Here is a 26073-nt window from a genome sequence, read left to right as displayed (position 1 = left end):
AGATAACAGTCATCTGCTTGATTTTCAGATTCTTTTTGCAGACTATATCTCCTATATTTTAACACAGAGCCGCCAAACAATCAATCAGAAGAATCTCACACAATCCCTATAACACAATCCCTATCAACATTCAGCTCAAATAATGCTTCATGCTTTTTAACGCACTCTTCTCCAGCCGTGACACCTGCGCCTGCGAAATATGGATTTCTTCGGCAACCTCTGTCTGGGTCTTTCCCTCAAAAAAGCGCATATCAATAATGCGGCGTTCCCGGTCCGGCAGGCGCTGCATCGCCTCCCCCAGCGACAGATCCTCGACCCAATGTTCCTCTGAATTTTTCTTGTCACTGAGCTGATCCATCACGTAGAGCGGATCGCCGCCGTCCGTATAGACCGGTTCGTACAGGCTGACCGGGCTCTGGATAGCATCGAGCGCATACGCAATCTCCTCTTTGCTGACTCCCAATTCTTTGGCAATCTCGCAGAGTGTCGGCTCCTTTGACTGCTTTTTCAGCAGATTTTCACGGGTATAGATCGCTTTGTATGCCGTATCGCGGAGCGACCGGCTGACCCGGATTGAATTGTTATCCCTCAAATACCGTTTCACCTCCCCCAGGATCATCGGAACCGCATACGTCGAAAAACGGACATTCTGGGTAATATCAAAATTATCAATCGCCTTGATGAGGCCGATACAGCCAATCTGGAACAGATCGTCCACATTTTCCCGGCTACCCGAAAAGCGCTGTATTACACTGAGCACCAGCCGCAGATTCCCCTTGATATACTGTTCTCTTGCCTCCCGATCGCCCTTTAGAATCCGGCGAAACAGTTCTTCTTTCTCCTCATTACTTAAAAGAGGCAGCTTGGATGTATTGACCCCGCAGATTTCCACTTTATAGACCGGCATTTCCATTCCCTCCGTATGATGGACGATCAACGCAAACGGTTGAATCGTTTTGATTTTTGTTTTGTCACCTATACATTAGAATGGACAATTCAAAGCTCATTTATACCCGGACAAATGTGAACCGTTTTCACTCATTCCAATTTCTTGCCTTTTCTGCCGTTCCATAGTAAAATATATTTTCAGGGATTTTACGATCAATCTTATTTATAGAAAATAGAATTCAACCACAAGGAGATCCATTCATGAACACACAAAAAAAAGCCCGTTCCCTCTACTGGGATATCGTAAAGGGATGGGGCATTATTGCGATCGTGCTGGGGCATACCGGATATTTCGCCGGTGCGTTCGTCTATCTGTTCCACCTGGCGCTGTTCTTCTTTATCACGGGCTATTTTTATAATGAAACGAAATACGGGGATACGCCGTTTCTCTACTTCGGCTCCCGTCTCGCCGGTGCATGGCCCAGGTATATGTTCTACACGCTGTTTTTTGTCCTGCTCCACAACTTTTTTGTGACGCACGGGCTCTATGCGGGACAGGAACTTTACAACCATACCAGGATGCTTACGGCATGGATGAGCAGTCTTTCCTTCAACTCCCCGGAACAGGTTCAGGGTGCCCTCTGGTTTCTGCCGGTCTGGCTGGTGTCCTCCGGACTCTTTGCCGGATGCGTCTGGTTTGGACGCGCAGCTGCCCGCTTCACCCGGAAAGATAATGTCAAGCTTCCTGTATGTGCATTTGCATGCATCCTGATTGGCCTTGCCGGTGTCTTCTTAAATATGAGAAGCTGCCCGCTCCCTTACAATCTGCAGGCGGCGCTGCTCGTTGTTCCGGTCTATCTCATCGCCTGGCTGATGCAGCAGTTTTTCTCCAATTTCCGCCACTATACGGTCTGGTACGGCTGCCTGATAAGCGCCCTGCTTCTGCACCTGACGAACACAAAGCTTCACATTTTCATCGATCTGGCAAGCATGCACATTCCGGGCGTCTTATTTTATCCGATCTCCATCATTGGAATTTACTTCGTCCTTTCGCTCTCCGACCTGTCCGAGCGCATCAGACCGCTGGCAAAGGTCCTTGCCTTTTTAGGACGCCATTCCTTTGACATTATGGCGATTCATTTCACGCTGTTCAAGCTGATCGATTTTGCCTATGCCCGCTTCATTTTGAAGGAAATACCGGAAACGCTTTCCAACTTTCCGGTCTCCTTCCGCTATGAAATGGGTCCGTTTTACATCCTGATCGGTCTGTTTCTTCCAGCACTTATCGGCTGGTGTATAGACCGCATTGCTGCGAAATTTCTTTCTTGAGGCGTTTCATAATCTTCTTTTCCAGCCTCGATATGTATGACTGCGAGATACCCAGAAGGTCGGCAACCTCCTTCTGGGTCATTTCATCTTCCTGCTCTCTCCCCAGACCAAAGCGCAGCTTCACGATTTTCTGTTCCCGCGGATTCAGGCGGTCGATCGCCGCATTCAACAGTTTCCGCTCTGTCTCATCCTCCAGATCCCGGTAAATAATATCCTCATCCGTTCCCAAAATATCCGACAGAAGCAATTCATTTCCATCCCAGTCCACATTCAACGGCTCATCGATCGAAACCTCGAGCTTCGTCTTATTATTTCTCCGGAGATACATCAGAATCTCATTTTCAATACAACGGGATGCATAGGTCGCCAGCTTAATATTTTTATCTACGTCAAACGTGTTGATCGCCTTGATAAGACCGATCGTCCCGATCGAAATCAGATCTTCCACGCCCACGCTGGTGTTGTCAAACTTTCTTGCTATGTAGACCACCAGGCGCAGGTTGTGTTCGATCAGCGCCGAACGCGCCTCTTTATCCTCACTGGTTCCAAATTTTCTTAAAACCTCCGCCTCCCGCACACTGTCAAACGGTGCCGGAAGGATATCGGTTCCCCCGATATAATGAACTTCCCCGTCCCGGTGCATCAGAAATGACCGGAACGACGGCATCATTTTTAAACGAAACTGACCTGGAACTGAAACTTTTATAAACATACGCTTTCCCCCTTATGTTGTTCGCTATGGTTCAGACCATAACGGCTGTTTTTCTTCACAACCAATATTTTTCATTGAGCAGCATCTGATACTCGCCCTTCTGCGACAGCGCCTCCTGTGAAATGGCAATCCACGGCTTCTCAATCACCCGCATACCGCCCTGACCGGACACTTCCATCCGCTCCGCCTGATATGCCGGAATCACGCCGCCGCCCTTTCCGACACTCCGAAATGGGATGTATTGGACACCGTCCTCCCAGGAAAAAAATCTCTCTGCCACACACGCATCCAGCACCTGCACCGGACGCCCCGAAAGCGGCATCGTCAGATGGTTGCCTGTGTCGAGAATCGCCTGCACATGCCGCTCCCTGCCTTTGTTAAAAAGCGTTACCGCGTACTGGTGTTCCAGCTTCATACACCGCTGCATACCAAACCGCCACACCGCAGATGGAATCAGAAAACTCCCCCCCGCGGTAAACAGCCAGAACAGAAGATTCACCCGTATTCCAAGCGGCTGAACCAGTTCCATGCAGCCAGCCGCCAGCATAGATGCTATGTAAAGCCCGATCGCGGCTTCTGCCGCCTCCGACTTCCTACGGATGGAAAATGCCGTCCATGCCATCAGCACGCTCATCGTGGCGCTTAGGAGCATCCGCCCGGCATATCCCAGCGGAACCGGAGCTAACACCATTCCTAACGCATACACGGCTCCCAGAAGACTCCCTGCCAACCGCCCATACCGGCGTTCCGGCAGACGCAGGCAATTCTTCACCACCGACAGAAGCAGGAAATCCGCTGCCAGATTTTGCAGCAGGATGACATCCGCATACACACGATAGGTCACTGTCTCTTCCCACCTTTCTGTCCGACACGGGATATTATAAGAAAAAAGTTCCGCAAAATTTGTCAAACCGAGGGTGCAAAACGCCTGTTTTGATCGCCAAAAATCGGGGGAAAAACGTAAAATTTGAATAGATTCGACATAAGTCGAAGGTCTGAATCGACGATAAAAAAGAATGTGCCTTTTTGTGTAATAGGGGATTCCAAGGAATTTCCTATTACACAAAAAAACACGCATCAGAAATTTTCACTTCTAATGCGTGTCTCTTCCAAAAACAACTGCTTCTGTATATATTTTGTATTTTTGCTAAAGCAAGAGCAGTTCATCTCTCACTCTTATATTATTTCTTATTTCTCAGAAAATCCGGAATATTGATCTGTGTTTCCTGGCGCATCGGGCGGAACGGCTGTGCCGGTGCCGACTGCGGTGCTTCCTTCGGAGCGACTGGCTGTGCCGGTGCTGCTGCAGATGGTGCACGGAAGGTCGGTGCCTTGTAGGTCGGCTGCGCTGCCGCTGCAGTCTGTGCTGCCGGCTGAGCGTATGTATTGCCAGTCGTCTTTGCCTTGAACGGAGTCTTGAACTCAGTCATCGCTTTTGCGACCGGTGTGTTCACACCGTGGGAATCCAGTCCAGTCGCAATAACAGTGATCGTCGCCTCATCCTGTGCATTCTCATCGTACATCGCACCGAAGATGATATTGGCATCGTCGCCTGCAAGCTCCTGTACATAGCTGGCTGCGTCATTTGCCTCGATCAGGCTGATATCGCCGGAAATATTGATGATAACGTGGCTTGCACCCTCGATGGTTGTCTCAAGCAGCGGGCTGGATACAGCCTGCTTAACAGCCTCAAGTGCTTTGTCATCACCCTTCGCATGACCGATACCGATATGAGCGATACCCTTGTCCACCATAACGGTCTGAACATCTGCAAAGTCAAGATTGATAAGACCCGGAACATTGATCAGGTCGGTAATACCCTGTACTGCCTGCTGAAGAACCTCATCTGCTTTCTTCAGTGCATCCGGCATCGTGGTACGGCGGTCTACGATCTCAAGAAGTTTATCATTCGGGATAACGATCAGAGTATCGACAGCTGCTTTCAGTTTTTCGATACCATTGAGCGCGTTGCTCATACGGGTCTTTGCCTCGAAACGGAACGGCTTTGTGACAACGCCGACCGTCAGAATGCCCATATCTTTTGCGATACGTGCAATAACCGGAGCTGCACCTGTACCGGTACCGCCGCCCATACCTGCGGTAACGAATACCATATCTGCACCCTTGAGAGCCTGTGCCAATTCTTCCTGGCTTTCCTCAGCTGCTTTCTCACCGATCTCCGGCTTTGCGCCTGCACCAAGTCCCTTGGTCAGCTTCTCACCAATCTGCATAGCTGTGGACGCCTTGCAGAACTGCAGTGCCTGCTTATCTGTATTGATACCGATAAATTCTACACCGGCAATATCTTCATCGATCATACGGTTGACAGCGTTGTTACCGGCTCCGCCGACACCTACTACTATAATTCTGGCAGAGTTCTCTGCTTCATTTATCTTTATCTCTAACAAGATACTTCCTCCTTCATTTTCCCATCTATTCCGGTTTTATCATTTTTATACTAAAATTAGGGTCTTTTAAATCTAGCCTACCTAATACTATATTTGATTTTCAGCAAAAAATCAATCGTTTCTTTTATAAATTTTCAATAAACCAGTCACAATGTTACTGTTCACGCATACGTGCCAGTAACGGATTTTGCCGATTCTTCCTAGTTTTTATCAAACCGGTACATCGGATTTGCATTCGATTCATCGTAGCTGTCCAGATAGAGGGTTCCGGACAGATCCGGATAATCCCGCAGAATATCCGTCAGCTCCGAAAGTTTCCCGTTCATCTCACTGTTGCTTCCCAGCTCAACCTTCAAGCTCCTGATTTGAAGCGTCGCTTCCTTTTCCTTATTAAAACGGATCTCGTCCACCGCAACCTCGTTGACCGACAGCACCTGCGTCAGGTTCAGAATCTCGTTGAAAACGCTGATATCCTCGACCGGCAGCGGCTGATGCAGCACGATATGTCCAAAGGAAAGTCCGGCAATCTTTGGCACACCCGGCAATGTCTCGCTTGTGCTCTCCACAATGATGCCGTCCTTGTCAAAATACATCCGGCTGTTCATGTAGGAAACGTAACCAACCACACTCTTCTCGTAGACGATCACCTCCACGTCCGACGGGCTGCGGAACACCAGCTTGTAATCCTGCACGAACGGAATTGACTTGTGCGGCCGGAAGCGGTACTGCAGATAGCAGAACACCGGATTCCGGCTCAGCCGCGAATCGAAAATAGACGCCTCTATCTGCTCTGCCGTATATTGCCGGTTTCCACTGACATGGATTGTATTGATCTGAAGCAGCGACAGACCGACAAAAAACGCGGCTGCCACAAGAAGTGCTGCCGCCGTGATCCAGATATGTTTTTTTCCACGGCGGCGCCATACCTTTTCCTCTGTCTTTTTTTCAATCTGTATCTTCTCTATCTCCATCATCCTCCCGGCGCCGGATCTCTGCTCCTAATGCCCGCAAGTCCCGGCAAATATCTTCATATCCCCGCTCAATATGTTCACATTCTGATACTCTGGTCCATCCGTCCGCCCCCAGGGCTGCCACCGTCAGGGCTGCACCGCCCCGCAGATCACGGGCACGCACCAAAGCTCCCCGCAAGGTTTCCACTCCGTCAATCCGAGCAATGTTCCCGCTGCATTCGATGTTCGCCCCCATTTTTTGAAGCTCCGCCGCTGTGCCAAACCGGTTTTCAAATACCGTCTCCCGCAGCATACTGGTTCCATCTGCCCGTGACAGCGCCGCCATCAAAAACGGCTGCAGATCGGTCGGAAACGCCGGATACGGTCCGGTTTTCACCGATACCGCCCGCAGGCGCTGTCCGCTGTGTACATATATAAGTTCCGGTTCCTGATAAAGCGAAACGCCCATATGCTCCAGCACCCCGGTCAATGCACGCAGCTCCTGTGTCTGCACGCCGTCCACGATCACCTCACCGCTGCAGGACGCAGCGGCAAGAAGATAGGTCCCGGCTACGATCCGGTCGCCGCCGATCACAAACCGGCTGTCATGAAGCGGCAATCCGCCTTCTATGATCAGCGCATCCGTCCCGATCCCCCGGATCGATGCCCCCATACCATTTAGGAAATGGCACAGCTGTCCAATCTCCGGTTCCCGCGCGCATCCCCGCAGAACCGTCCGCCCCACCGCTGCCACAGCGGCAAACAGGGCATTTTCCACCGCGCCGACACTCGGGAACGGAAAAATAATCTCTGCCCCGCGAAGTCCCGTTGTCTGTGCATGCAGGAAGCCGTCCGACTCCGGTTCCTGTATTTCCGCGCCCAGCGCACGGAGTGCCCGCAAATGCCAGTCGATTGGACGTTTTCCGATCATACATCCGCCGGGGCTGTAGACACCCGCCTCGCAAAAGCGTCCCAGGAGCGCTCCCAAAAGCATAATGGACGAGCGCATTTTCCCCATCGCTTTCTGCTCGATCCGCCAGCCATTCATCTTCGAAGTATCGATTTCCAGACGGTTTCCGTGCAACGCACACCGGCATCCCAGAGAATCAAGAATCCCCATCATACAGAACACATCCTGTATTCTGGGGACATTTTCAAGCACGGTAATTCCGCGGTTTAACACTGACGCCGCCATCATCGGCAAAACTGCATTTTTCGACCCCTGCACCGTGAGTCCGCCCTGAATCCGGCACGGTCCGTGAATCTCGATGAAAGCCAAACAATCCCCTCCCACCGGCATCTATGTATTATTATATGCCAACGAGAGAAAATGGTTCTCATTTTCTATATTTCCCGAAGTAAATATGTAACTCCGCCAAATATTCCTACTGCTCCAGCTTAATCTGGTTCGAGACGCTTAACACCATCCCCATCTCCAGCATCAGGAACATGACGGACGTACCTCCGTAACTGATAAACGGCAGCGTAACACCCGTGTTCGGGATCGTATTCGTAACAACCGCGATATTTAAGATAACCTGAATCGCGATGTGTGCCATCACGCCGATCACGATCATCGCACCCATCAGATCCGGTGCATTTCCAGCAATTACCATGAAGCGGTAAATCATAAACATGAAAATCAGAATGACCGAAATCGCGCCAAACAGACCTAATTCCTCACAGATAATCGAAAAAATCATATCATTCTGCGCCTCCGGCACGAAACCGAGCTTCTGGAGACTCTCGCCCAGTCCCTTTCCAAACAGACCGCCGGAACCGATCGCGTACAGACCCTGGAGCACCTGATAACCGCCGGAACGTGCATACTGCACCGGGTTGACCCAGACATTGATTCGTCCCAGCTGATAATCCTTCAGGATATGGAGCTTTACCAGCAAATGCCCTATATAGGGGGCGACCGCCAGAAGTCCAACGCCGCCTCCGATGCAGAGAAAAAACGGCCATTTGATCTTGCACGCCACAAACAGCATCACAAACACGATGCCGCAGATGATGATACCAGAACTTAAGTTGTTCGCCGTAACTAAAAGTGCCAGCGGCGCCGACAGCGCCACGATAAATCCGACTGCCCGCAGCTGGTTGATCCGCACGCCCAGATTGGCAATCAGAACCGCCAGAAGCAGAATCAGGGAAATCTTGACAATCTCGGTCGGCTGGAACTGGAGCGGTCCCAGGCGCAGCCAGCGCTTCTTACCATGCGATGCCACGCCCAGAGGTGTAAAACGCGTCAGAAGCAGCGTCACATATGAAACGATATATCCCAGCATCGCAAACCGCGCAAACCAGTGATAATCTATCTTGGAGACGATATACATCGCAACAAAGCTGACACCCGCGATGCCCGCCTGACGAAGCATAAAATATCCCGGATTGCCGTAATCAAGCTGCGCCTTATAGGAGCTCGCGCTGTAAATCATGATCAGTCCGAATACCGTCAGGAAAATGATGGTAAACAGCAGACTGTAATCATAAAACCGATGTGGTTTTTTCTTTTTAATTTTTCCCGGTTCCGGCATACTTCCACTCCCCTGCTTTTTGTTGTTACAGTTTCGAAATTCTGCCTGTAAACGGCAGTTTTTCCTTCAAATCAGGGCTGCCGCAGACAAATGCCGGCTGCGACAGCCCCCTTAAATACATTAAGCCTTTATTCTTCCAATACCGAATTGCTGCGTGCTTTGCACTCCGCAATTCTCAAAAGTCACAATTCCTCCTGCAAGCAATCTTGCGTCGGATTTCCGACCTTTGAACCTTGGTATTACAAATTTCTCACAAACTCTTTGAATTTGCGTCCGCGCTCTTCAAAGTTCTTGAACTGCCCCCAGCTTGCACATGCCGGTGAAAGCAGGACGTTATCGCCCGGATTTGCGTAGGATGCACATACCTGTACAGCCTCCTGCAGATCTTCCGCGTACATGATATCATTGAAGCCGTGGCGTTTTGCACACTCGGCAATCTTGTCGCGGGTCTGGCCGATCAGCACCAGATAGCGTACCTTTCCGCCAAAGCTCTCGATCCACTCGTCAAACTCGGAATGCTTATCATATCCGCCTGCAATTAATAAGGTCGGTCCCGGCATCGCCTTGATCGCCTGCATTGCTGCATCCGGGTTGGTTCCCTTGGAATCGTTGTAGTATTTGACGCCGAAACGCTCGGTTACAAACTCAATGCGGTGTTCAACTGCCTTGAATTCCTTGATCACCTTCTGGATCTTCTCCAGCGGAACGCCCATGTTCATACTGATAGCAACCGCTGCCATAACATTTTCATGGTTATGACGGCCAAGTAGCTTCAGATCGTGGATATTGACAATCACGGTCTCTTTCTCGCCGTCGTTGTATACAATCTCATCCTCTTTCAGGTAGAAACCTTGTTTCAGGGTACGCAGACTGGAAAAATATACCACCTTGATGTCTTTTAAAGTCTCACCAAATTCACGCAGTACCGGATCCTCATAGTTCAGGACACAGACATCTCCCTCTTTCTGGTTCTTGGTAATGCTCTCTTTCGTCTCGATGTAGCATTCCATCGTCTTATGACGATCCAGATGATCCGGGGTAATATTTAAAATAGCGCTTACATTCGGGTGGAAATCAGTCATGGTCTCCAGCATGAAGCTCGATACCTCTGCGACGGTTACGGTCTCATCCGTTGTCTCCAATGCGTGGAATGCAAACGGCTCACCGATATTTCCAACTACAAATACGCTGTCATAGAATGACTTCATGATCTCGCCGGTCAGGGAAGTCGTCGTTGTCTTTCCGTTCGTGCCGGTAATGGCTGCCATACGTCCTTTTGCACAGTGATATGCAAGCTGCATCTCGCCCCAGATCGGAATACCGGTTTCACGGATCATCTCTACAAACGGTGCATCGGTCGGGATGCCCGGGCTTAAAATTGCCAGCTCCACGCCTAACAAATCCGTCTTTTTCAGCTCTCCGAGGACGAACGTGATCGTCGCGCCTTCGTCAAATTTCTTTTTCAGCTCCTCTGGATCCAGTTTTTCATTGCCATCGTAAAGCACTACCTCCCCGCCTTTTGAGAGAAGGAGCTTTGCAGCTGCAATACCGCTGATACCTGTTCCTGCTACTAATACTTTCTGACTCATAATCTTCCTCCTATAATCCTAAGTATGCTATAAGGCAAAGGATTGCCGTAATAATCGAAAATACGCCTACGACCCTGGTCTCAGACCATCCGCAGAGCTCGAAATGATGATGGATCGGCGCCATCTTGAAAAAGCGCTTTCCGCCCGTCTTCTTAAAATAGGTTACCTGAATAATAACAGATAATACTTCCACCAGATAAATCAGACCCACGATCGCGATAAAGATCGGCATCTGCATCATAAAGGCACTGGAAGCAACAAAACCGCCAAGTGCCAGTGAACCGGTATCGCCCATAAACACACGCGCCGGATAGACATTGAACAGAAGAAAGCCCAGAAGACTTCCAACTACTGCGCCGGTAATCGGGCTAATGCCGCTGTTCTCCCCGATCGCCACGATCGTAAAGAACGTTGCTACCAGAATCGTCACACTGGTGCACAGACCGTCCAGACCATCTGTGAAGTTCACGCCATTGTCAGTTCCCAGAATGATGAAGAACAGTGCCGGTACAAACAGCCAGACCGGAAGCTGTAAATACTTGCCGGTAAATGGAATCAGCATCCCTGTTCCGATGTCCGGTGAGGTTACAATATAATAGGCAAAAATACCTGTGATCACAAACTGTCCGATCAGCTTCTGGATCGGATTTAAGCCCTCCGAACGTTTCATCACGATCTTGATGTAATCGTCCAGAAATCCAACCACGCCGAATCCGACGGTCATAAACAGCACCGGAATGATCTTCGGATAATCCCGGATATAGAGCAGAGACGTAATGATGATGCTGGAAAGAATTACCAGACCGCCCATCGTCGGGGTTCCCTGCTTTTTCAGATGCGTCTGCGGTCCGTCATCGCGCACCTGCTGTCCGAATTTCAACCTGTGGAGAAACGGTATCACGATCGGGCACAGCACTGCGCTGACCACAAATGCGATGATAACCGCCAGTATTGTTTCATTTACCATGTCACACCTCTAACTTATCTTCCTATGTATACAGAGATAGTTCCTCAAATTATACACTTCAATAGTATACGTCTTTTTAGGGGAATAATCAACCTCTTTTCTCCACCCCCAGATACGGCAAAATGACCTCAAACAGATCGCGGATCACCGGGGCGGCAATCGTCCCGCCATAGTAGATTCCTTCCGGTTCATCGATGGTGATGAGCGCGATCACCTGCGGATCGTCCGCCGGTGCAAACCCTAAAAATGAGGAAATATATTTTTTCCGGCTCCTTGGAAGTTTCTCCGAGGTTGCCGTCTTTCCGCCGATCCGGTAGCCCTCGATCCGGGCGTTTTTTCCACTCCCCTCCGCCACCACCTGTTCCAGAATATAACGCAGCGTCTCACTCGTCTGCTCCGATAAGATCCTCTCTCCTTTTGGATAGGCAAACACGTGGACTGCCTGACCATCTGCCCGCACGGCACGGATCCCGATGTGCGGTGTAATGCGCGTGCCTCCGTTGATCAGGGAGGATGACGTTGTAATGAGCTGGATCGGCGTGATCTGAAACGACTGCCCAAAAGAGACGGTCGCCAGCTCCACCGGTCCGATCTGATCCGGCTGGTGCATGATCGTCCCCGCCTCACCCGGCAGATCAATCCCAGTCTTTCCCAGCAGACCAAACTGCTTAAAATACTGATAGTACCGCTCCGGTCCCAGCCGCTGCCCGACATCGATCAGAACAGGATTGCAGGAATTCATCATTCCCTGTAAAAACGTCTCCCCGCCGTGTCCGCCCACCTTGTGACACCGAATCTTTCGATCTTCCACGATCCGGAATCCCGGGCAGGAAAACTGGTCAGTCAGGTTGACCACGCCCGCCTCCAGTCCCGCAGCGGCGGTCACGATTTTGAATGTAGACCCCGGTTCGTATGTATCATTTAAACAGGGATTGCGCCACATCTGATTGAGGAGAGCTTGTTTATTTTGCGCTGATGCTGCGTGTGACTGCACTTCGTTCTTCCAGGATATGTCTTCTTCTGTTTCTGAATCTTCGTTTTTTTTATCTGTCACCAGCTCAAACGGCTCATTCAATGAAAACTCCGGTGCATTTACCATTGCATAGATTTCCCCGTTCTTCGGGTTCATCACGATGATCGAGACGCGGTTCGCATTCTTTTTCTGCATCGTCTGGTACGCCGCCTGTTCCGCGTACATCTGGATATTGACATCCAGACTCGCCTGCAGATCCCGCCCTGCCTCCGGCTCGATGCGATCCTCCGCCTCATTTTCCAGCTCGATCCCCGCTGCATCCGTGAGCGTCAGGATCTTGCCATCCGTGCCCTTTAAATATTTCTCATACTGTACTTCCAGACCGATGATCCCCTGATTATCTCCCCCGGTGAATCCCAGCACTTTCGATGCCAGACGTCCATATGGATAATATCGTTTATAGTCCTCATCCACCTTGACCCCCTCCAGGCGCATTGCCCGGATCGCATCGCCCCGCGTTTTCTCTACATTGGACTGGATCACCTCCCTGGAAGATCGCTTTTCCGTCTTTTTCCGCACCTCCGCCTCCGGAAGTCCCAGTTCTTCGCTTAAAACCCGGATAACTGTCTCCGGATCTTTTACCTGATTATGAATCACTGAGATAGTACACACAGTCCGGTTATCAGCGATCACCGTTCCGTTCCGGTCAAGGATCCGCCCGCGCGGCGCTTTGATACTGCGCTCCCGCTGATGCAGCTCCTCCGCCATCTGGCTGTAATAATCCGCTTTATACAGCATGAGGAAGAACAGTCTCCCCGCCAATCCTGCCATGCACAGGCAGATGGCGGCGCACAAAAAGACAGTTCTTCCTCTGTGATGCGTCCGGTTCCGATTCATACTGCTTCCTGTCTGATCTCATTGCTACAGTATATCATAAGAACCGTTTCTTTATTCTGTATTTTCGTTACTGTTCACACACGTGTGCACAGCAACGGGATTTTGCCGATGCTACGCATTCCAAATCGGCAAAATCTGCTGCCAGAACTGTATCGTACGGATTTTTCAGTTCAGAAAATTCCTACCTGTGAACAGTTACGTATTTTCCACACAAGATAGATAAGTCTTCCCGACAGGCACAATTCTTAATCTCCCGCTGCCTGCGCTTCCTGGGAAGCTGCCGTTTCTCCGGCATTATCCGCTGTTCCGGTGTCTCTGCCCGTTCCAGACGTTTCTCCGTTTCCAACCGCCGCCGATTCATCCTGCACATTTCCCATCGTATCCGGATAGCTGTACTCGTCTCCGGAATCGATAAATTCCTCATCGTAGTTCGCCCAGCCGCCCTCCGGAGCCGGAGTCGTCTCTGCCGGTGTTTCAGCTGCATTCGGATCCTCGGTTGCTGTGCCGCTTATAATGCCTTCTTCCTGGCTGGAAAGATTGGTCTCGAGATCCTGTGCCGCGCCGCCTGCCGGGAATACATTCTTATATGGAAGGACTTCCGCCATGATCTTGCTGAAAATCTCGCTGGCAAAAGTCGAATGTGCCTGCTGCTCGCCCGGCAGATGCGGGGTATCTACTACCACATAGCAGAGTACCTGCGGATTGTATGCCGGTGCATATCCGATAAAGGAAACCAGATAATTCTTCTCCGCACGCGGCTGCTTCTGCGCCGTACCTGTCTTACCAGCCACTTCGTAACCAGCAACTGCCGCCGCGCCCGCGGTACCGCCATCACCTGATACTGTCTGGTAAAGCGCATTATTAATGAAGTTCGAGGTCGATTCCGAAACCGTCTCTCGCACCAGATTTGGGGAAACGGATTTGACAACGGATCCTTCGTCGTTCAGAATCTCTTTTACCACATGCGGCTCATAATAGGAACCGCCGTTGATTAAGGACGCATATCCAGCTGCCATCTGCACCATCGTACAGTTATAGTTCTGTCCAAATGCGTTGGTCGCCAGAGATGCCGGATCCATATTGGATGCCTGATAAATCAGACCGGACGCCTCGCCCGGAAGGTCGATGCCCGTCTTCTCGCCAAATCCGAAAATCTTCTGATACTGGACAAACTTCTCTTTTCCCTCCAGTGATACAATACGCATCATAACGACGTTGCAGGATTTCATCAATCCCTGTGTGATCGTCAGCGGTCCGTGGCCGGCTCGGGCAACACACCGGATATCCCAGTCTCCGAAATGCAGTTTTCCGCCGCACTCAAAGACCTCGTTTCCGGAAATCGCGCCTTCCTCGATCGCCCCGGCTACCGTAAATGCTTTCTGTGGAGAACCCGGCTCATAAGAGTCGCTCACGCAGAAGTTTCTCCACATTTTATACCACGCCTCGGACTTCGTCTTTTCATCCATCGCCTGGATTTCCTCATCCGTATAGTAGGTGCTTAAATTGTACGGATCATTCAGATTGTAACGGGTCGTCGTATCCATCGCCAGGATCTCACCGCTGTTCGGATCCATGACGATCGCCGCCGCCAGATTACTTCCAATGCCCGCCTGCCACTCATCCAGATATTTCTGGACAATCTTCTGGATGTTGACGTCGATCGTCAACTCCAGCGTCTTTCCGTTCTGCGCCGGTTTTACCGTTCGCTCGACGTTCGAATCGCCGTTTAAATAACCATACTCACGACCGCTCACACCGTTCAGGATATCATTATAATACTGTTCAACACCGCCGGATGCATTGCCATCCTTGAGGGCAAAACCAACCACATTGCATGCCAGCTCATTGTACGGATACGTTCTCTTATATTCTTCCTCGAACCATACGCCCGTGATACGCTGGTTGCCGCCTTCCTCCGTCGGCAGCGCCCGGTATTCCTTGTTCTTGTCCTTCTCATAAGTCTCAAACTTCTCTTTGTCTTCCGCTGGAAGCTGTTTCGCATAGATCACATACTGGCTGTCTTTTTTCTCCTCGATCATCGCCTGCAGCTCGTCCCGCTTGTAACCGAAGCACTCCACCAGCGCGTCCAGCGTGGCATCGAGATACTGGTAGTTTTCCTCCGTATCCAGAATCTGCTTCGGATCGATGACCAGATTGTAAACTTTCTCGCTAATCGCCAGATACGTCCCGTTCCGGTCGATAATATTGCCGCGCTTGTAGGGAATCGTGCGGCTCTCATAGTCCTGATGGCTCAGGACTATCTGATTGTACGACTCGCCCTTACTTTTTACCAGATTATAAAGCACCAGCACCAATGCAAACAAAGCCAGCATAATTACCAGGACGGTAATTGCCAGCTTTTCCTGCATATATTTCCGAAAGGTCTGTCTGCCGTTAGTGTTTTGGGATGTCCTCATACTGTCTTACATACTCGCTTTCCGTCTTGTCATATAAAAGAATCTGATCCTTATTTGCATATACCATGCCGAGCTCTTCGGTCGCCACTTTATATACATGATCCAGATCCACATACGTGTCAATCCGGGTCTGAAGTGCATCATTCTCAGACTTCAGGTTTTCCAGTTTCAACTCCAGATCCTCAATGTGGTTGATACGGGTCGTGATCGACGCCTGCTTATGCAGATAATTCATACATAAAACCAGCGTGATCAGCGCAGCGATGGTCAGCGCCAGCACATACGGTCCGTTCATGTAAAGCGCCTTTTCCTGGTTGCGGCGCACGGCGTGTTTATGCCGGTACTCCTCTCTCTCATCTCTTTCTGGTCTTATCTCCACGGTTCTCTGAACTTTTCGCACGGTATTACCGTCCACATACGTGGAGGCCGATACATGTTGTCTCCTTCTGACAGACATAACGTTCCCTCCCTGCTCTTTCGCTTTTTCTCTCTTTTATCTCCCCCGCACCTGAAACGATCTCTGTTCTGCGGTGCAGTTATGCTTTTGTTTATGATTTTTCAAATACCCGGAGCTTTGCGCTCTTGGAACGCGGGTTTTCTTCCATCTCCTGATCGGTCGGAAGAATCGGTTTTCTTGTAATCACCCTGCCGCGGCTTTTGCGTCCACAGACACAGACCGGAAAATCCGGCGGGCAGATGCATGGATTTTCATTCGTCCGGAAACGGTTCTTTACGATTCTATCTTCCAGGGAATGGAACGTAATGATCGAAAGCCGTCCGCCCGGTGCCAGGCGCTCAATCATCGTATCGATCGAATCTTCCAGCACATCCAGTTCCCGGTTTAACTCGATCCGGATCGCCTGAAACGTACGCTTTGCCGGATGACCGCCGGTCGCCCGGACCTTTGCCGGAATCGATGCCCGGATGATCTCCGTCAACTCGCCTGTCGTCTCAATCTCTTTTTTCTGTCGTGCCTGAACGATGTGTTTTGCAATATTCTTCGCAAACCGATCCTCACCGTAGTCCCGGATGATCCGGTACAGTTCCATTTCACTGTAGGTATTGACGATGTCCTTCGCGGTCTGCTCATTTCTCTGATCCATCCGCATATCCAGCGGCGCATCGTCCTCGCGATAGGTAAATCCCCGTTCCGCTGTGTCAAGCTGGAAGGAAGAAACACCCAGATCCAGATAAATTCCATCCACCTGCGGAATCTCCAGCTCATCTAACACCTGTGCAATCCGCTCATAATTGCTCCGCACAACGGTTATCTTATCTCCAAAGGGAGCCAGACGTTCTGACGCAGCCGCAATCGCGTCAGCATCCTGATCAATCCCGATCAGGCGTCCGCCGTCTCCCAGCCGTGCCGCCACCTCGCTCGCGTGACCGCCGCCTCCCAGTGTCCCATCCACATAGATACCCTGGGGCTTTACACAGAGACTGTCAACCGTCTCATTTAATAATACTGATTTGTGATTAAATATCATATGCCAAGGCCTTCCATATTTTCTGCAATCTCTTCCATGTCATCATAGACATTCTTCTCCGCCCAGGTCGCCTTGTTCCAGATCTCGATCCGGCTTCCGACGCCGACCAGAACAACCTCCTTCTCGAGTCCTGCAAAATCCCGCAGAACCGAAGGAAGCAGGATTCGTCCCTGACGATCCACCTCACACGCCGAGGCACCTGCCAGAAAGAAACGGGAGAATTTTCTGGCATTCTGATTGGTAAGTGGGAGTGCCTGTAACTTCTCTTCGAACTTTTTCCACTCGGTGTTATCGTACACAAAAAGACAGCCATCCAACCCCTTTGTCACCACAAATTCGTCTCCAAGCTGTTCCCTGAACTTCGACGGAACGATCAAACGTCCCTTCGCATCGATTGTATGATTGTATTCTCCCATGAACATATCAATCACCCGTCATCCGATGTGTACCACTTTTGTGTCCCGAAAATCCATTTCGTTCCACTTTTCACCACTTTCTACCACTTGTTATGTTTATTTTAGTACATGCCCATCAAAATGGCAAGGTCTAAATCGAAAAAAAATCAGAAAACTCAGGCACCGGTTCTTTTTCCGAACACATGTACCTGAGTTTTCTGTACTTATCTATATTTGTTTCTATTTCCACTCTTATTTTATAGCGCCGTCTCCAGCCCTCTTTCAGTCTCCGTCTCCAGCCCGATATACTGATTTAAGAGTTTGTCAAGCTCCACACTGTAGTGATAAATTGTGTCATATGCTGCCTTTGTGTCAATATTTTGATTCAGCTGCTGTCTTGCCCGTTCAATCTTTTGAACTAATTCTTCTCTCATATCCGCCATCCTATGCATTCTCCTTTTCTATTCTCTAGTGCCATTCCTCCTTACTTCACTGTCATTTTACGTCTTCCACCAGCAAAAAGCAAACTATTTCGACCGATTAAATTCGACAAAAAACGACGTTTGTTACTGTTCACACACGTGTGCCCAGCAACGGGATTTTCAGTTCAGAAAATTCCTACCTGCGAACAGCAACCGACGTTTGCATATAACAATAGGGCAGAATCCCGAAGAATCCCACCCTACTATATAAATACATTATTCAGAATAAATCTGCTCGATCCTATTTCACGCCAAAGATAGCCATGAATGTACCTGCTGCTACGGCAGTACCGATAACACCAGCTACGTTCGGTCCCATTGCGTGCATCAGAAGGAAGTTGCTCGGATCTGCCTCAGAACCAACCTTCTGGGATACACGTGCTGCCATCGGAACTGCAGATACACCTGCGGAACCGATCAGCGGGTTTACCTTACCATGAGTTACCTTGCACATAATCTTACCGAAGATAACACCTGCTGCAGTACCCAGAGCGAATGCAATCAGACCCAGAACTACGATCTTGATGGTATCCAGGTTTAAGAAAGCCTCTGCACTGGTAGTAGCACCTACGGAAGTACCCAGGAAGATAACGACGATGTACATCAGGGCGTTGGAAGCAGTCTCTGTCAGCTGCTTAACAACACCAGACTCACGGAACAGGTTACCAAGCATAAGCATACCAACCAGCGGAGCAGTTGTCGGCAGAATCATGCAGACAACGATTGTAACAACAACCGGGAACAGAATCTTCTCCAGTTTGGATACCGGACGAAGCTGCTCCATACGGATCTCTCTCTCCTCTTTGGTGGTAAGGAGTTTCATGATCGGCGGCTGGATAATCGGAACCAGAGCCATGTAGGAGTAAGCTGCTACGGCAATCGGTCCCATCAGACCTGTCTGACCAAGTTTACCTGCCAGGAAGATAGAGGTCGGGCCGTCTGCACCACCGATGATGGAGATAGCAGCCGCAGCCTTATCGTTGAATCCCATGAAGATAGCCATAAAGTAAGCGCCGTAGATACCGAACTGAGCAGCTGCACCGAGCAGGAAGCTCTTCGGGTTAGCGATCAGCGGACCGAAGTCTGTCATCGCACCGACACCCATGAAGATGAGGGATGGTAAGATACTCCACTCATCCAGTAAATAAAAGTAATGTAAAAGTCCACCAACTCCGTTCGATGAGTCTTCAATCGATCTCATAATATCCGGATAGATATTTACAAGCAGCATACCAAAGGAAATCGGAAGAAGCAGTAACGGCTCGAATCCTTTTCCGATTGCCAGATACAGGAAAATCAGCGCTACGAAAATCATAACGATGTTTCCAAATGTCAGGTTTAAGAATGCTGTCTGCTGAAGAAGATTGGACAATGTAGTTGTTATATATTCCATATTAATTCCTCCAAACGGAATAACATATCCCGTATTTTTTCAGCCAGTTTTATAAAAATTAGATTAGTTTAATGTAGCAAGAACTGCGCCCGGTTCTACCATATCGCCTACTGCAACATTAACACTGGCAACGGTACCGTCCTGAGGAGCTACGATCTCGTTCTCCATCTTCATAGCTTCCAGAAGCAGGATAACCTGACCACGTTTTACAGCTGTGCCAGCTGCTGCCTTAATACCAAGGATCTTACCTGGCATCGGGGATGTGATGGTTACGCCGCCTGCTGCCGGTGCTGCTGCTGGAGCCGGTGCTACTGCCGGTGCTGGAGCTGCTGCTGGAGCCGGAGCTGCTGCGCCTGCAAATCCTTCTTCTACGGTTACCTGATATGCTGTACCATTTACGGTGATAGTATAATTCTTCATTTTAAATTCCTCCAGATTTTATCGATGATTATTTACGTGTAATGGAGCGGATATTTACGCTGTCTGCCGGTACGCCGGTTGCTGCTGCGATCGCTGCAGTGATAACTGCTACCAGTTCTCCATCGTTTGCCGCATTGCCTGCTGCTGGTGCTGCGGTACATGCCGGCGCTGCTGCCGGTGCTGCAGTCTGTACAGGTGCCGGTGCTGCTGCCGGTGCCTCTGCTCCTGCTTTTTTAGCCTTTACATTTGCCTCAATCTCGTTAACCTTCTTGAAGCTGCTGATAATTAAGCTGATGAAAATCAGTACCAGGAATACGGTACCCATACCCATCAGGGTATTTAATGCTGCCTTCTCCATCTTCTCACCGAAGCTGTAGTTTACAACAAAGGATAACTCGGTCGGTACCAGAGAAGTACCGCCGTAGCTGCTTACGCTCTCCTCAGCGGTCAGGGAGAAAGTCAAGTCTCTCTTCTCAAAGGAAGCCTGAACAACTGCTGTGTAGCTGTCATCATCGGCGCGCTCTACGGTCACGCTCTGAATCTCACTCATCTTGCCTAAATCGTCCTTAGAACTGGTCCAAGAAGAAATTGCAGACTCAATGACTGTGTTTTTCTGCTTCTCAGCCTGTTTCAGCTGTGCTGCCAGATCTTCGTCACTGTAGCTGGCGAACTGCTCCAGATAGCTCTTAGCGCCATCGCTCATGGTCTGCTCGATCTCCGGAGAAATCGGCTCTACCGCTTCTTCAGAAGCGCTACCACAGGCGGACAGAGCGAAAAAGCAGACTGCCATGCAAAGTACAAGCAGCATTCTTTTCATATTCTGTTTCATAAATGTGTCACCTCGTAATTAGATCGTTCCATGCTTTGACGGACGTCCCTCTTTCTTCGTGAATCATATCCTGACAGCATCCTTGTTTCTTTCATGGCGCCATCCGTGATACTTCCCACCTATCTGTGTTTGCAGGTGTTTTTGCAAAATTTCCAGAGCTTGTCATCCACTCCGGGAATTCTCCATCTGACACGCTGCGGCAGCAGAGGATTGTACAATCTCCTCCGCATACATAAATGGCATGCACTTCCGTCTATGCGAATCCGACTTTAATAGCCATGCATACATAAACATCTGTACCACTGACTTGTTATTCGATTCTCACATAAGCGCTGTCCGGTGCCTGACTGATGACAAACACTGCCCTCATCCCTGTTTCCGGAAATGATTCCGGCAGCCAGCCGCACTGACATCCCTTTTTTAGCACTACAACTCCGCCGACGGTTCTGATTATATAATCATTATACAATATGTAAAAACACGCTGCTTCCATGCAGTACTAAATCCGGAATCTGCATTCTCCGACCTTTCCCTGCCTGCGTCTTAGCGCAGCTGCCTGCCTGCGAACCACTGCTTTCACAGTTTCCTGCTGACAAACGCCCCCGCTTTCGCACTACTTCTGTGCCCGCCATCCCGATTCTGCGCTTTTGCCGATATAACGCATACCGAGGCTCTTCCTAATTTGCAGCCAGAAGAGCCTCGCATCTTTCGTCAAATCCGCACCGGAACAGCCGCAGCTTATCTTGCACATACAGTTGATATAGCAGTTTGAAACGTCATGTTATGCCAGATTACTTATGCTGGTTTCCTCCATCCCATAAGCAAGTCCATTTTTTTGCCTGTTTAACATTGTATAATGAGGTCGGCAAAAAAGCAAGTTATTTCCGTTCGAATTTGTTTACTTTTTCATTTTTTTAACTGAATCAGCTCCAATATCTGGGTACTGGTTCAAATCATATTTATATTATACCCCTGCCGGACCGGACGGCTGCACCGGTGACTGGCTTCCGGTTATCGGAGTCTGTCCGTCCGTCGAACCGCCATTTCCCGCCGCATTCTCCTCCGGCAGAACTACCGTGCAGCTTCCGTCTGCCGCTGCCTGCCAGGTATTTCCATCCATCTCGAACGTAATACCTGCGTACATCGCGCCACTGGCATCCAGGTAATATTTCTTACCGCCAAGATCCAGCCAGCCGGTCTGCATCACGCCGGACTCATTCATGTAATACCACTTTCCGCCGACTGCCTGCCAGCCCGTCGTCATGGCGCCGGAGCCGTCAAAGTAATACCAGCTTCCGCCCAGGTTCTGCCAGCCCGCCTGCATCGCGCCGGATGCGTTCAGATAATATTTCTTGCCGCCCGTCTCCAGCCAGCCGGTCTGCATCAGACCATTGTCCGCCATGAAATACCAGCTTCCATCGACCGCACGCCAGCCCGTCGCCTGTTCGCCAGATGCGTCAAAGTAACGCCAGCCGCCGTCCAGCGTCTTCCAGCCGGTAATCATATGACCGTCCGCCTCCAAATAATACTTTTTGCCCGAAAGCTCCAGCCATCCTGTAGACGGATTGCCCGCCGCATTCATATAGTACCAATTCTGACCATCGTTGATCCACGCCGATTTCTGCATCACATGGTTCTGATAATAGTAACGGTTCCCCGCGATCGTCCGCCAGGTATTGCCCGGAATGATCTGCGTATAATCTTTATACAGATAATCAATATCCACATTGCCGTTCACGCCCTTGACCGAACCGGTGTTGGACGCCTGCCACATCGAGGTCTTTGAATATGTATACTTCTGCTGGTATTTTGCCACCCATATATCATACGAAATCTTCGACATATCGATCTTATTGGCAATCCAGTATTCATTTGCATAGACCATCGGATAATATCCTGCATCCTGAATCCGCTTACAGAACGCGTTGATCACATCGCTGACCTGAGACTGCGTCAGAGTTCCCAGCGTATTAGCATCCTCGGCATCAAAGACAACCGGGAAGGAGATAGGATAATCCTTGATAAGATTCAGGACAAAATCCGCCTCCTGCTGCGCCATTTCGACCGAAGTCGCATACGAATAAATGTACGCGCCCAGCCGCAGCCCTGCCTGGCTCGCATTTGCCGCGTTCATAGCGAAAAACGGATCCACATTACCGCGGAACCGGGTTGCCAGCATCGCAAACTGTACATTATCCGATGCCACCTGGCTCCAATTTACATTCTGCTGCCAGTAAGACACATCCACGCCGCGCGCAATCGCACCGATCCCCTCATTCTCCGTCACCCGGTACACGCCAAGCCCCGATGTGACCGCGCTCACACCTCCATTGGAAACAGAAGTCGAACCGCCAGAGCTGCCTGTACTTCCCGAATTGGAGCTGACCGAACCGCCGCCCGGCCCCGCATTCGAGGATGACGATGTAAGAGAAGAATCTCCCGCCGGTCCTGCCAGCGCTGTCATCGGCTGAAAGCACAGCGCTGCTGCCAGCATGCCAGCCGCTGCCCGTGAAAGCACACGCGCGCCCCCCATCCTTTTTTTGTTCACTCTATTCCGATTCATGCCAAAAAACCTCCTTGATTATCCTTTTATTCCTGTTGTCTGTTCACCATTTTATATACATTTCCCCGCCTGATCCGGCGGGGGCATATGCGAAACAGATATGGTTCATCCACACACTGTGTAACCAACAGCAGGACTTTCCCTATTATAATCTAGTTTAACAGATACTCCCCATCCACTTCAATAGAGAAACTTTAAATAAAATCTGTCAAATTTATTACAGAATGCTTCCCTTTCTGCTAAAAGAATGAAGCCGTCCATGCCAAAAACAGGATTTTCAAGCAGAAAAACACAATAATGCCGGAACAAAGCTTTCCCCCGTTCCGGCATTTCATTTTTGCATATTCAGTTTTCCGCAAAATTCCACTTTTCTTTATTCCTGCAAAGGAACTTTCGTTCTCCTGAAAGATTTTTTCCTATTTCCGATTCCGGTTCATCAGGCGGATAATGTACAGAAACAGGTTGATAAAATCGAGATACAGCTGCAACGCCGAGAATACCGATGCTTTCTGAAGCAGCTCCGGATCCGCAGAGAAAATCTGGTAATTATCCCGGATCTTGGTTGTATCATAAGCGGTAAAGCCTAAGAATACCACGATACCGGCATAGCAGAGCACTGTCTCAAAGCTGCCTAGATTTAAAAACATTGAAAGCAGACCAAAGAGAATCAGAAACAGCAATCCGCCAACGAGCAGTGGACGGATTCCGCTCAAGTCCAGCTTGAAGATCAGGCTGACGCCCGCCATCATTCCGAAGAACAGCGCGGTCGCCGCAAATACAAACACCATCTCCACAACACCGAAGATCAGGAAATACATCGAGAAAACAACGCCGTTTAAAGCTGCATAGAATAGAAACAGCCCTCTCGCCGCTCCCACCGATAACTTGTGAATCCGGGCACTCAGCCAGATCACCGTCAAAAGCTCCAGTCCCGTCAATGCGAGGGTCGCATACGGAACCTGAAATACATACAAAATCGCTCCCGTCACGTATCCGGCTAATGCGATGCCAAATGTCACAAGAAGCCCTGCAAACATCCATAAATATGTCTTCGCCACATACTGTCCCAGTGTCTCATGGCGTTCCCCCGCCATCTGCCAGGACTCATTCATTGGTTCATAGCCCATAATTCTGCCTCTCTTTCTGACCAGCGGCAAGTGCCTCTGCCCTCTGTTTCGAATCTCCGTTTTATCTGCCGCTTGCGCGGCATCCATCCAGGAAGAAACACTGTCACCTATCTTTTGTAACATAAGAATATCACACTTTCTGAAAAAAATCCAGTACCACCCCGTTTTGTCAATCATTTTCGAAACCATGCATAACTATTTACAGGTTATGAAGCTCCCGCCTCTTTTTCTTCCACGGAAGCGGCACATTCCATTTTTTCAGCGCACTGAAAAAATAATAATAAATATTAAAGAGAACCGTTGTGATCGTCCAGGTCAGCGGATAGCTGAATACCACTGTCAGGATATCCGGGCGGATCGGAACAGCGATCAGGATCCAGACAACCCGCAGGACGCACACGCCCAGCGCCGTCATAATCATCGGAATCCAGCAGTCTCCCACACCGCGAAGTGCGCCGGAATAAATCTCAATACAGAGGTATGTCACAAATGCCGGCACCAGGAAGTGAAGAATCTTCATGCCGATCGCAATTACCGCCGCATCCGTTGTGAACAACAGATAAATATAGCCGCCCGTCAGATACAGGATCGTGCTCAGCCCCACCGTGATAATACAGGAAATTCCCAGGCAGACGTACACGCTGCGTTTCACACGGTCCAGCCGCCCCGCGCCGTAATTTTGTCCGACAAAGGTCGTGATGGAGATCCCCAGCGCATTAATGATCATCCAGTAAGTGCTGTCGATCTTTCCATATGCAGCCCACGCCGCCACCGTGTCTGTTCCCAGTGCATTGACGCTGCTCTGGATCACGAGGTTGGAAAAGGAATACATAACCGACTGGAGTCCAGCCGGAAACCCAATCCGGATGATCCGCACCAGAATCACCGGTGTGATCCGCGTTTTCCGGATCTCAAACCGGTACGAGCCATCCGCACGCATCAGCGTTCCCAATACCAGACACGCACTGACCACCTGGGAAAGAATCGTCGCCACCGCCGCGCCACGCACGCCCATCCGAAGTCCTACTACAAACAACAGATCGAGCGCAATGTTTGTAAAACAGCTGATCACAAGGAAATAGAACGGTCTTTTGGAATCACCGATTGCCCGCAGGATTCCGGCACCCATATTATATAAGAGGTTCGCCGTGATTCCGACAAAATAAATGTGCAGATACCCGCTTGCATTGTCCATGATATCCTCCGGCGTCCCCATCAGGCGAAGCGCCGTGTCGGAAAAAAGGAGTCCGCCAACCGTCATGAGGATACCGCACAGCAGCGAAAAGGCAATCGCCGTGTGGACTGCCTCGCTGACCCGCTGACCGCGTCCCGCCCCGTAAAACTGGGCGATGATAACTGTCGCACCCGAAGAAAGTCCTACAAAAAAGCCAACCAGCAGGTTCGTAAGCATCGATGTGCTTCCGCCGACCGCCGCCAGCGCTTCCTTTCCGACAAAACGGCCTACTACCACCGCATCTGCCGTATTATAGAGCTGCTGAAAAAAAGTTCCAAATAAAATCGGGAAGAAAAATAGCAGAAGCTGTTTCCAGATCACTCCCTCTGTGATCGCATTTGCCCGGCCAGTCCCCCCGGTTTGTCTGACTCCCTCTTCCCGTCTGGTATCTTTCATCCAATCCACCCCCTCTTATGTTCTTTGTCTCTGTTTCCTGTATGCATCCTGCTCACAGATATTTCACCTATAGGAAT

The 26073-nt window shown here is 50.0% G+C and carries 22 protein-coding genes; 1 reads left to right on the top strand and 21 read right to left on the bottom strand.

Annotation, left to right across the window (positions count from 1 at the left end; all coding sequences use genetic code 11):
* Positions 1-130: 130 nt before the first annotated feature.
* The gene (gene sigG, locus DW739_RS01230; protein WP_106999731.1) at positions 131-907 is read right to left on the bottom strand and encodes an RNA polymerase sporulation sigma factor SigG; all 777 of its coding nucleotides are present in this window, start codon (positions 905-907) and stop codon (positions 131-133) included.
* Positions 908-1149: 242 nt separating this feature from the next.
* Between sigG and DW739_RS01225 the strand changes: the two genes are divergently transcribed.
* The gene (locus DW739_RS01225) at positions 1150-2217 is read left to right on the top strand and encodes an acyltransferase family protein (RefSeq protein WP_118695708.1); all 1068 of its coding nucleotides are present in this window, start codon (positions 1150-1152) and stop codon (positions 2215-2217) included.
* Here DW739_RS01225 and sigE read toward each other — a convergent pair.
* From sigE to DW739_RS01120, 20 genes are all read right to left on the bottom strand, one after another.
* Positions 2171-2929 (bottom strand): RNA polymerase sporulation sigma factor SigE, encoded by a 759-nt coding sequence (gene sigE / locus DW739_RS01220; RefSeq protein ID WP_106999729.1) that lies wholly within the window; start codon positions 2927-2929, stop codon positions 2171-2173. The two genes, DW739_RS01225 and sigE, sit on opposite strands and share 47 nt — an antisense overlap.
* Positions 2930-2984: 55 nt before the next feature.
* On the bottom strand, positions 2985-3773 hold the full coding sequence (locus DW739_RS01215; RefSeq protein ID WP_181357137.1) for a sigma-E processing peptidase SpoIIGA: 789 nt from the start codon (positions 3771-3773) through the stop codon (positions 2985-2987).
* Between the two features lie 337 nt (positions 3774-4110).
* Positions 4111-5337: a cell division protein FtsZ gene (ftsZ, locus tag DW739_RS01210; RefSeq protein ID WP_022360220.1), complete on the bottom strand. Its 1227-nt coding sequence runs from the start codon at positions 5335-5337 to the stop codon at positions 4111-4113.
* Positions 5338-5537: 200 nt separating this feature from the next.
* On the bottom strand, positions 5538-6311 hold the full coding sequence (locus DW739_RS01205; RefSeq protein ID WP_233430135.1) for a cell division protein FtsQ: 774 nt from the start codon (positions 6309-6311) through the stop codon (positions 5538-5540).
* Positions 6283-7566 carry a UDP-N-acetylglucosamine 1-carboxyvinyltransferase gene (gene murA, locus DW739_RS01200; protein WP_118293738.1) on the bottom strand — a complete coding sequence of 428 codons (1284 nt, stop codon included), beginning with the start codon at positions 7564-7566 and terminating at the stop codon, positions 6283-6285. Before murA ends, DW739_RS01205 begins: the two co-directional genes overlap by 29 nt.
* A gap of 106 nt (positions 7567-7672) precedes the next feature.
* On the bottom strand, positions 7673-8827 hold the full coding sequence (locus tag DW739_RS01195) for a putative peptidoglycan glycosyltransferase FtsW (protein WP_117795227.1): 1155 nt from the start codon (positions 8825-8827) through the stop codon (positions 7673-7675).
* Positions 8828-9066: 239 nt separating this feature from the next.
* Positions 9067-10416: a UDP-N-acetylmuramoyl-L-alanine--D-glutamate ligase gene (murD, locus tag DW739_RS01190; RefSeq protein WP_106999726.1), complete on the bottom strand. Its 1350-nt coding sequence runs from the start codon at positions 10414-10416 to the stop codon at positions 9067-9069.
* 10 nt (positions 10417-10426) lie between these two features.
* The gene (mraY, locus tag DW739_RS01185) at positions 10427-11383 is read right to left on the bottom strand and encodes a phospho-N-acetylmuramoyl-pentapeptide-transferase (protein ID WP_022360215.1); all 957 of its coding nucleotides are present in this window, start codon (positions 11381-11383) and stop codon (positions 10427-10429) included.
* 88 nt (positions 11384-11471) lie between these two features.
* On the bottom strand, positions 11472-13253 hold the full coding sequence (locus tag DW739_RS01180) for a penicillin-binding transpeptidase domain-containing protein (protein ID WP_118742495.1): 1782 nt from the start codon (positions 13251-13253) through the stop codon (positions 11472-11474).
* Between the two features lie 245 nt (positions 13254-13498).
* Positions 13499-15670: a penicillin-binding protein 2 gene (locus DW739_RS01175; RefSeq protein ID WP_243023709.1), complete on the bottom strand. Its 2172-nt coding sequence runs from the start codon at positions 15668-15670 to the stop codon at positions 13499-13501.
* On the bottom strand, positions 15648-16127 hold the full coding sequence (locus tag DW739_RS01170) for a hypothetical protein (RefSeq protein ID WP_022360212.1): 480 nt from the start codon (positions 16125-16127) through the stop codon (positions 15648-15650). The genes DW739_RS01175 and DW739_RS01170 overlap by 23 nt, the downstream gene beginning before the upstream one ends.
* Before the next feature lie 91 nt (positions 16128-16218).
* Positions 16219-17157 (bottom strand): 16S rRNA (cytosine(1402)-N(4))-methyltransferase RsmH, encoded by a 939-nt coding sequence (rsmH, locus tag DW739_RS01165; RefSeq protein ID WP_022360211.1) that lies wholly within the window; start codon positions 17155-17157, stop codon positions 16219-16221.
* On the bottom strand, positions 17154-17579 hold the full coding sequence (mraZ, locus tag DW739_RS01160; RefSeq protein ID WP_022360210.1) for a division/cell wall cluster transcriptional repressor MraZ: 426 nt from the start codon (positions 17577-17579) through the stop codon (positions 17154-17156). Before mraZ ends, rsmH begins: the two co-directional genes overlap by 4 nt.
* Before the next feature lie 230 nt (positions 17580-17809).
* A complete protein-coding gene (locus DW739_RS01155) occupies positions 17810-17995 on the bottom strand; it encodes an aspartyl-phosphate phosphatase Spo0E family protein (RefSeq protein ID WP_106999723.1) in 186 nt (61 codons plus the stop codon).
* A 280-nt stretch (positions 17996-18275) separates the two neighbouring features.
* Positions 18276-19427 carry a sodium ion-translocating decarboxylase subunit beta gene (locus tag DW739_RS01150; RefSeq protein WP_022360208.1) on the bottom strand — a complete coding sequence of 384 codons (1152 nt, stop codon included), beginning with the start codon at positions 19425-19427 and terminating at the stop codon, positions 18276-18278.
* Positions 19428-19490: 63 nt separating this feature from the next.
* A complete protein-coding gene (locus DW739_RS01145; RefSeq protein WP_118742493.1) occupies positions 19491-19847 on the bottom strand; it encodes an acetyl-CoA carboxylase biotin carboxyl carrier protein subunit in 357 nt (118 codons plus the stop codon).
* Between the two features lie 28 nt (positions 19848-19875).
* Entirely contained in the window at positions 19876-20676 is an 801-nt protein-coding gene (locus tag DW739_RS01140; protein ID WP_118742492.1) for an OadG family transporter subunit, read from the bottom strand.
* A 964-nt stretch (positions 20677-21640) separates the two neighbouring features.
* Entirely contained in the window at positions 21641-23239 is a 1599-nt protein-coding gene (locus DW739_RS01130; RefSeq protein WP_243023708.1) for a GH25 family lysozyme, read from the bottom strand.
* Positions 23240-23655: 416 nt separating this feature from the next.
* Positions 23656-24366 (bottom strand): Bax inhibitor-1/YccA family protein, encoded by a 711-nt coding sequence (locus tag DW739_RS01125; protein WP_107000382.1) that lies wholly within the window; start codon positions 24364-24366, stop codon positions 23656-23658.
* A gap of 199 nt (positions 24367-24565) precedes the next feature.
* Positions 24566-25996 (bottom strand): MATE family efflux transporter, encoded by a 1431-nt coding sequence (locus DW739_RS01120; protein ID WP_106999719.1) that lies wholly within the window; start codon positions 25994-25996, stop codon positions 24566-24568.
* Between the last annotated feature and the right edge of the window lie 77 nt (positions 25997-26073).

Source organism: Clostridium sp. AM28-20LB (genome assembly GCF_003480665.1).
Lineage (GTDB): Bacteria > Bacillota > Clostridia > Lachnospirales > Lachnospiraceae > Otoolea > Otoolea fessa.
The sequence above is the reverse complement of the archived record's forward strand: the minus strand, read 5'-3'. Positions and strand labels throughout refer to the sequence as shown.

What these genes read in the sequence shown, in the direction of transcription:
- sigG (WP_106999731.1), bottom strand. Translation starts at nt 907, where the DNA reads ATGCCGGTCTATAAAGTGGAAATCTGCGGGGTCAATACATCCAAGCTG.
- DW739_RS01225 (WP_118695708.1), top strand. Translation starts at nt 1,150, where the DNA reads ATGAACACACAAAAAAAAGCCCGTTCCCTCTACTGGGATATCGTAAAG.
- sigE (WP_106999729.1), bottom strand. Translation starts at nt 2,929, where the DNA reads ATGTTTATAAAAGTTTCAGTTCCAGGTCAGTTTCGTTTAAAAATGATG.
- DW739_RS01205 (WP_233430135.1), bottom strand. Translation starts at nt 6,311, where the DNA reads ATGATGGAGATAGAGAAGATACAGATTGAAAAAAAGACAGAGGAAAAG.
- DW739_RS01195 (WP_117795227.1), bottom strand. Translation starts at nt 8,827, where the DNA reads ATGCCGGAACCGGGAAAAATTAAAAAGAAAAAACCACATCGGTTTTAT.
- murD (WP_106999726.1), bottom strand. Translation starts at nt 10,416, where the DNA reads ATGAGTCAGAAAGTATTAGTAGCAGGAACAGGTATCAGCGGTATTGCA.
- mraY (WP_022360215.1), bottom strand. Translation starts at nt 11,383, where the DNA reads ATGGTAAATGAAACAATACTGGCGGTTATCATCGCATTTGTGGTCAGC.
- DW739_RS01180 (WP_118742495.1), bottom strand. Translation starts at nt 13,253, where the DNA reads ATGAATCGGAACCGGACGCATCACAGAGGAAGAACTGTCTTTTTGTGC.
- DW739_RS01175 (WP_243023709.1), bottom strand. Translation starts at nt 15,670, where the DNA reads ATGAGGACATCCCAAAACACTAACGGCAGACAGACCTTTCGGAAATAT.
- DW739_RS01170 (WP_022360212.1), bottom strand. Translation starts at nt 16,127, where the DNA reads ATGTCTGTCAGAAGGAGACAACATGTATCGGCCTCCACGTATGTGGAC.
- rsmH (WP_022360211.1), bottom strand. Translation starts at nt 17,157, where the DNA reads ATGATATTTAATCACAAATCAGTATTATTAAATGAGACGGTTGACAGT.
- mraZ (WP_022360210.1), bottom strand. Translation starts at nt 17,579, where the DNA reads ATGTTCATGGGAGAATACAATCATACAATCGATGCGAAGGGACGTTTG.
- DW739_RS01155 (WP_106999723.1), bottom strand. Translation starts at nt 17,995, where the DNA reads ATGGCGGATATGAGAGAAGAATTAGTTCAAAAGATTGAACGGGCAAGA.
- DW739_RS01150 (WP_022360208.1), bottom strand. Translation starts at nt 19,427, where the DNA reads ATGGAATATATAACAACTACATTGTCCAATCTTCTTCAGCAGACAGCA.
- DW739_RS01145 (WP_118742493.1), bottom strand. Translation starts at nt 19,847, where the DNA reads ATGAAGAATTATACTATCACCGTAAATGGTACAGCATATCAGGTAACC.
- DW739_RS01140 (WP_118742492.1), bottom strand. Translation starts at nt 20,676, where the DNA reads ATGAAACAGAATATGAAAAGAATGCTGCTTGTACTTTGCATGGCAGTC.
- DW739_RS01130 (WP_243023708.1), bottom strand. Translation starts at nt 23,239, where the DNA reads ATGAATCGGAATAGAGTGAACAAAAAAAGGATGGGGGGCGCGCGTGTG.
- DW739_RS01125 (WP_107000382.1), bottom strand. Translation starts at nt 24,366, where the DNA reads ATGGGCTATGAACCAATGAATGAGTCCTGGCAGATGGCGGGGGAACGC.
- DW739_RS01120 (WP_106999719.1), bottom strand. Translation starts at nt 25,996, where the DNA reads ATGAAAGATACCAGACGGGAAGAGGGAGTCAGACAAACCGGGGGGACT.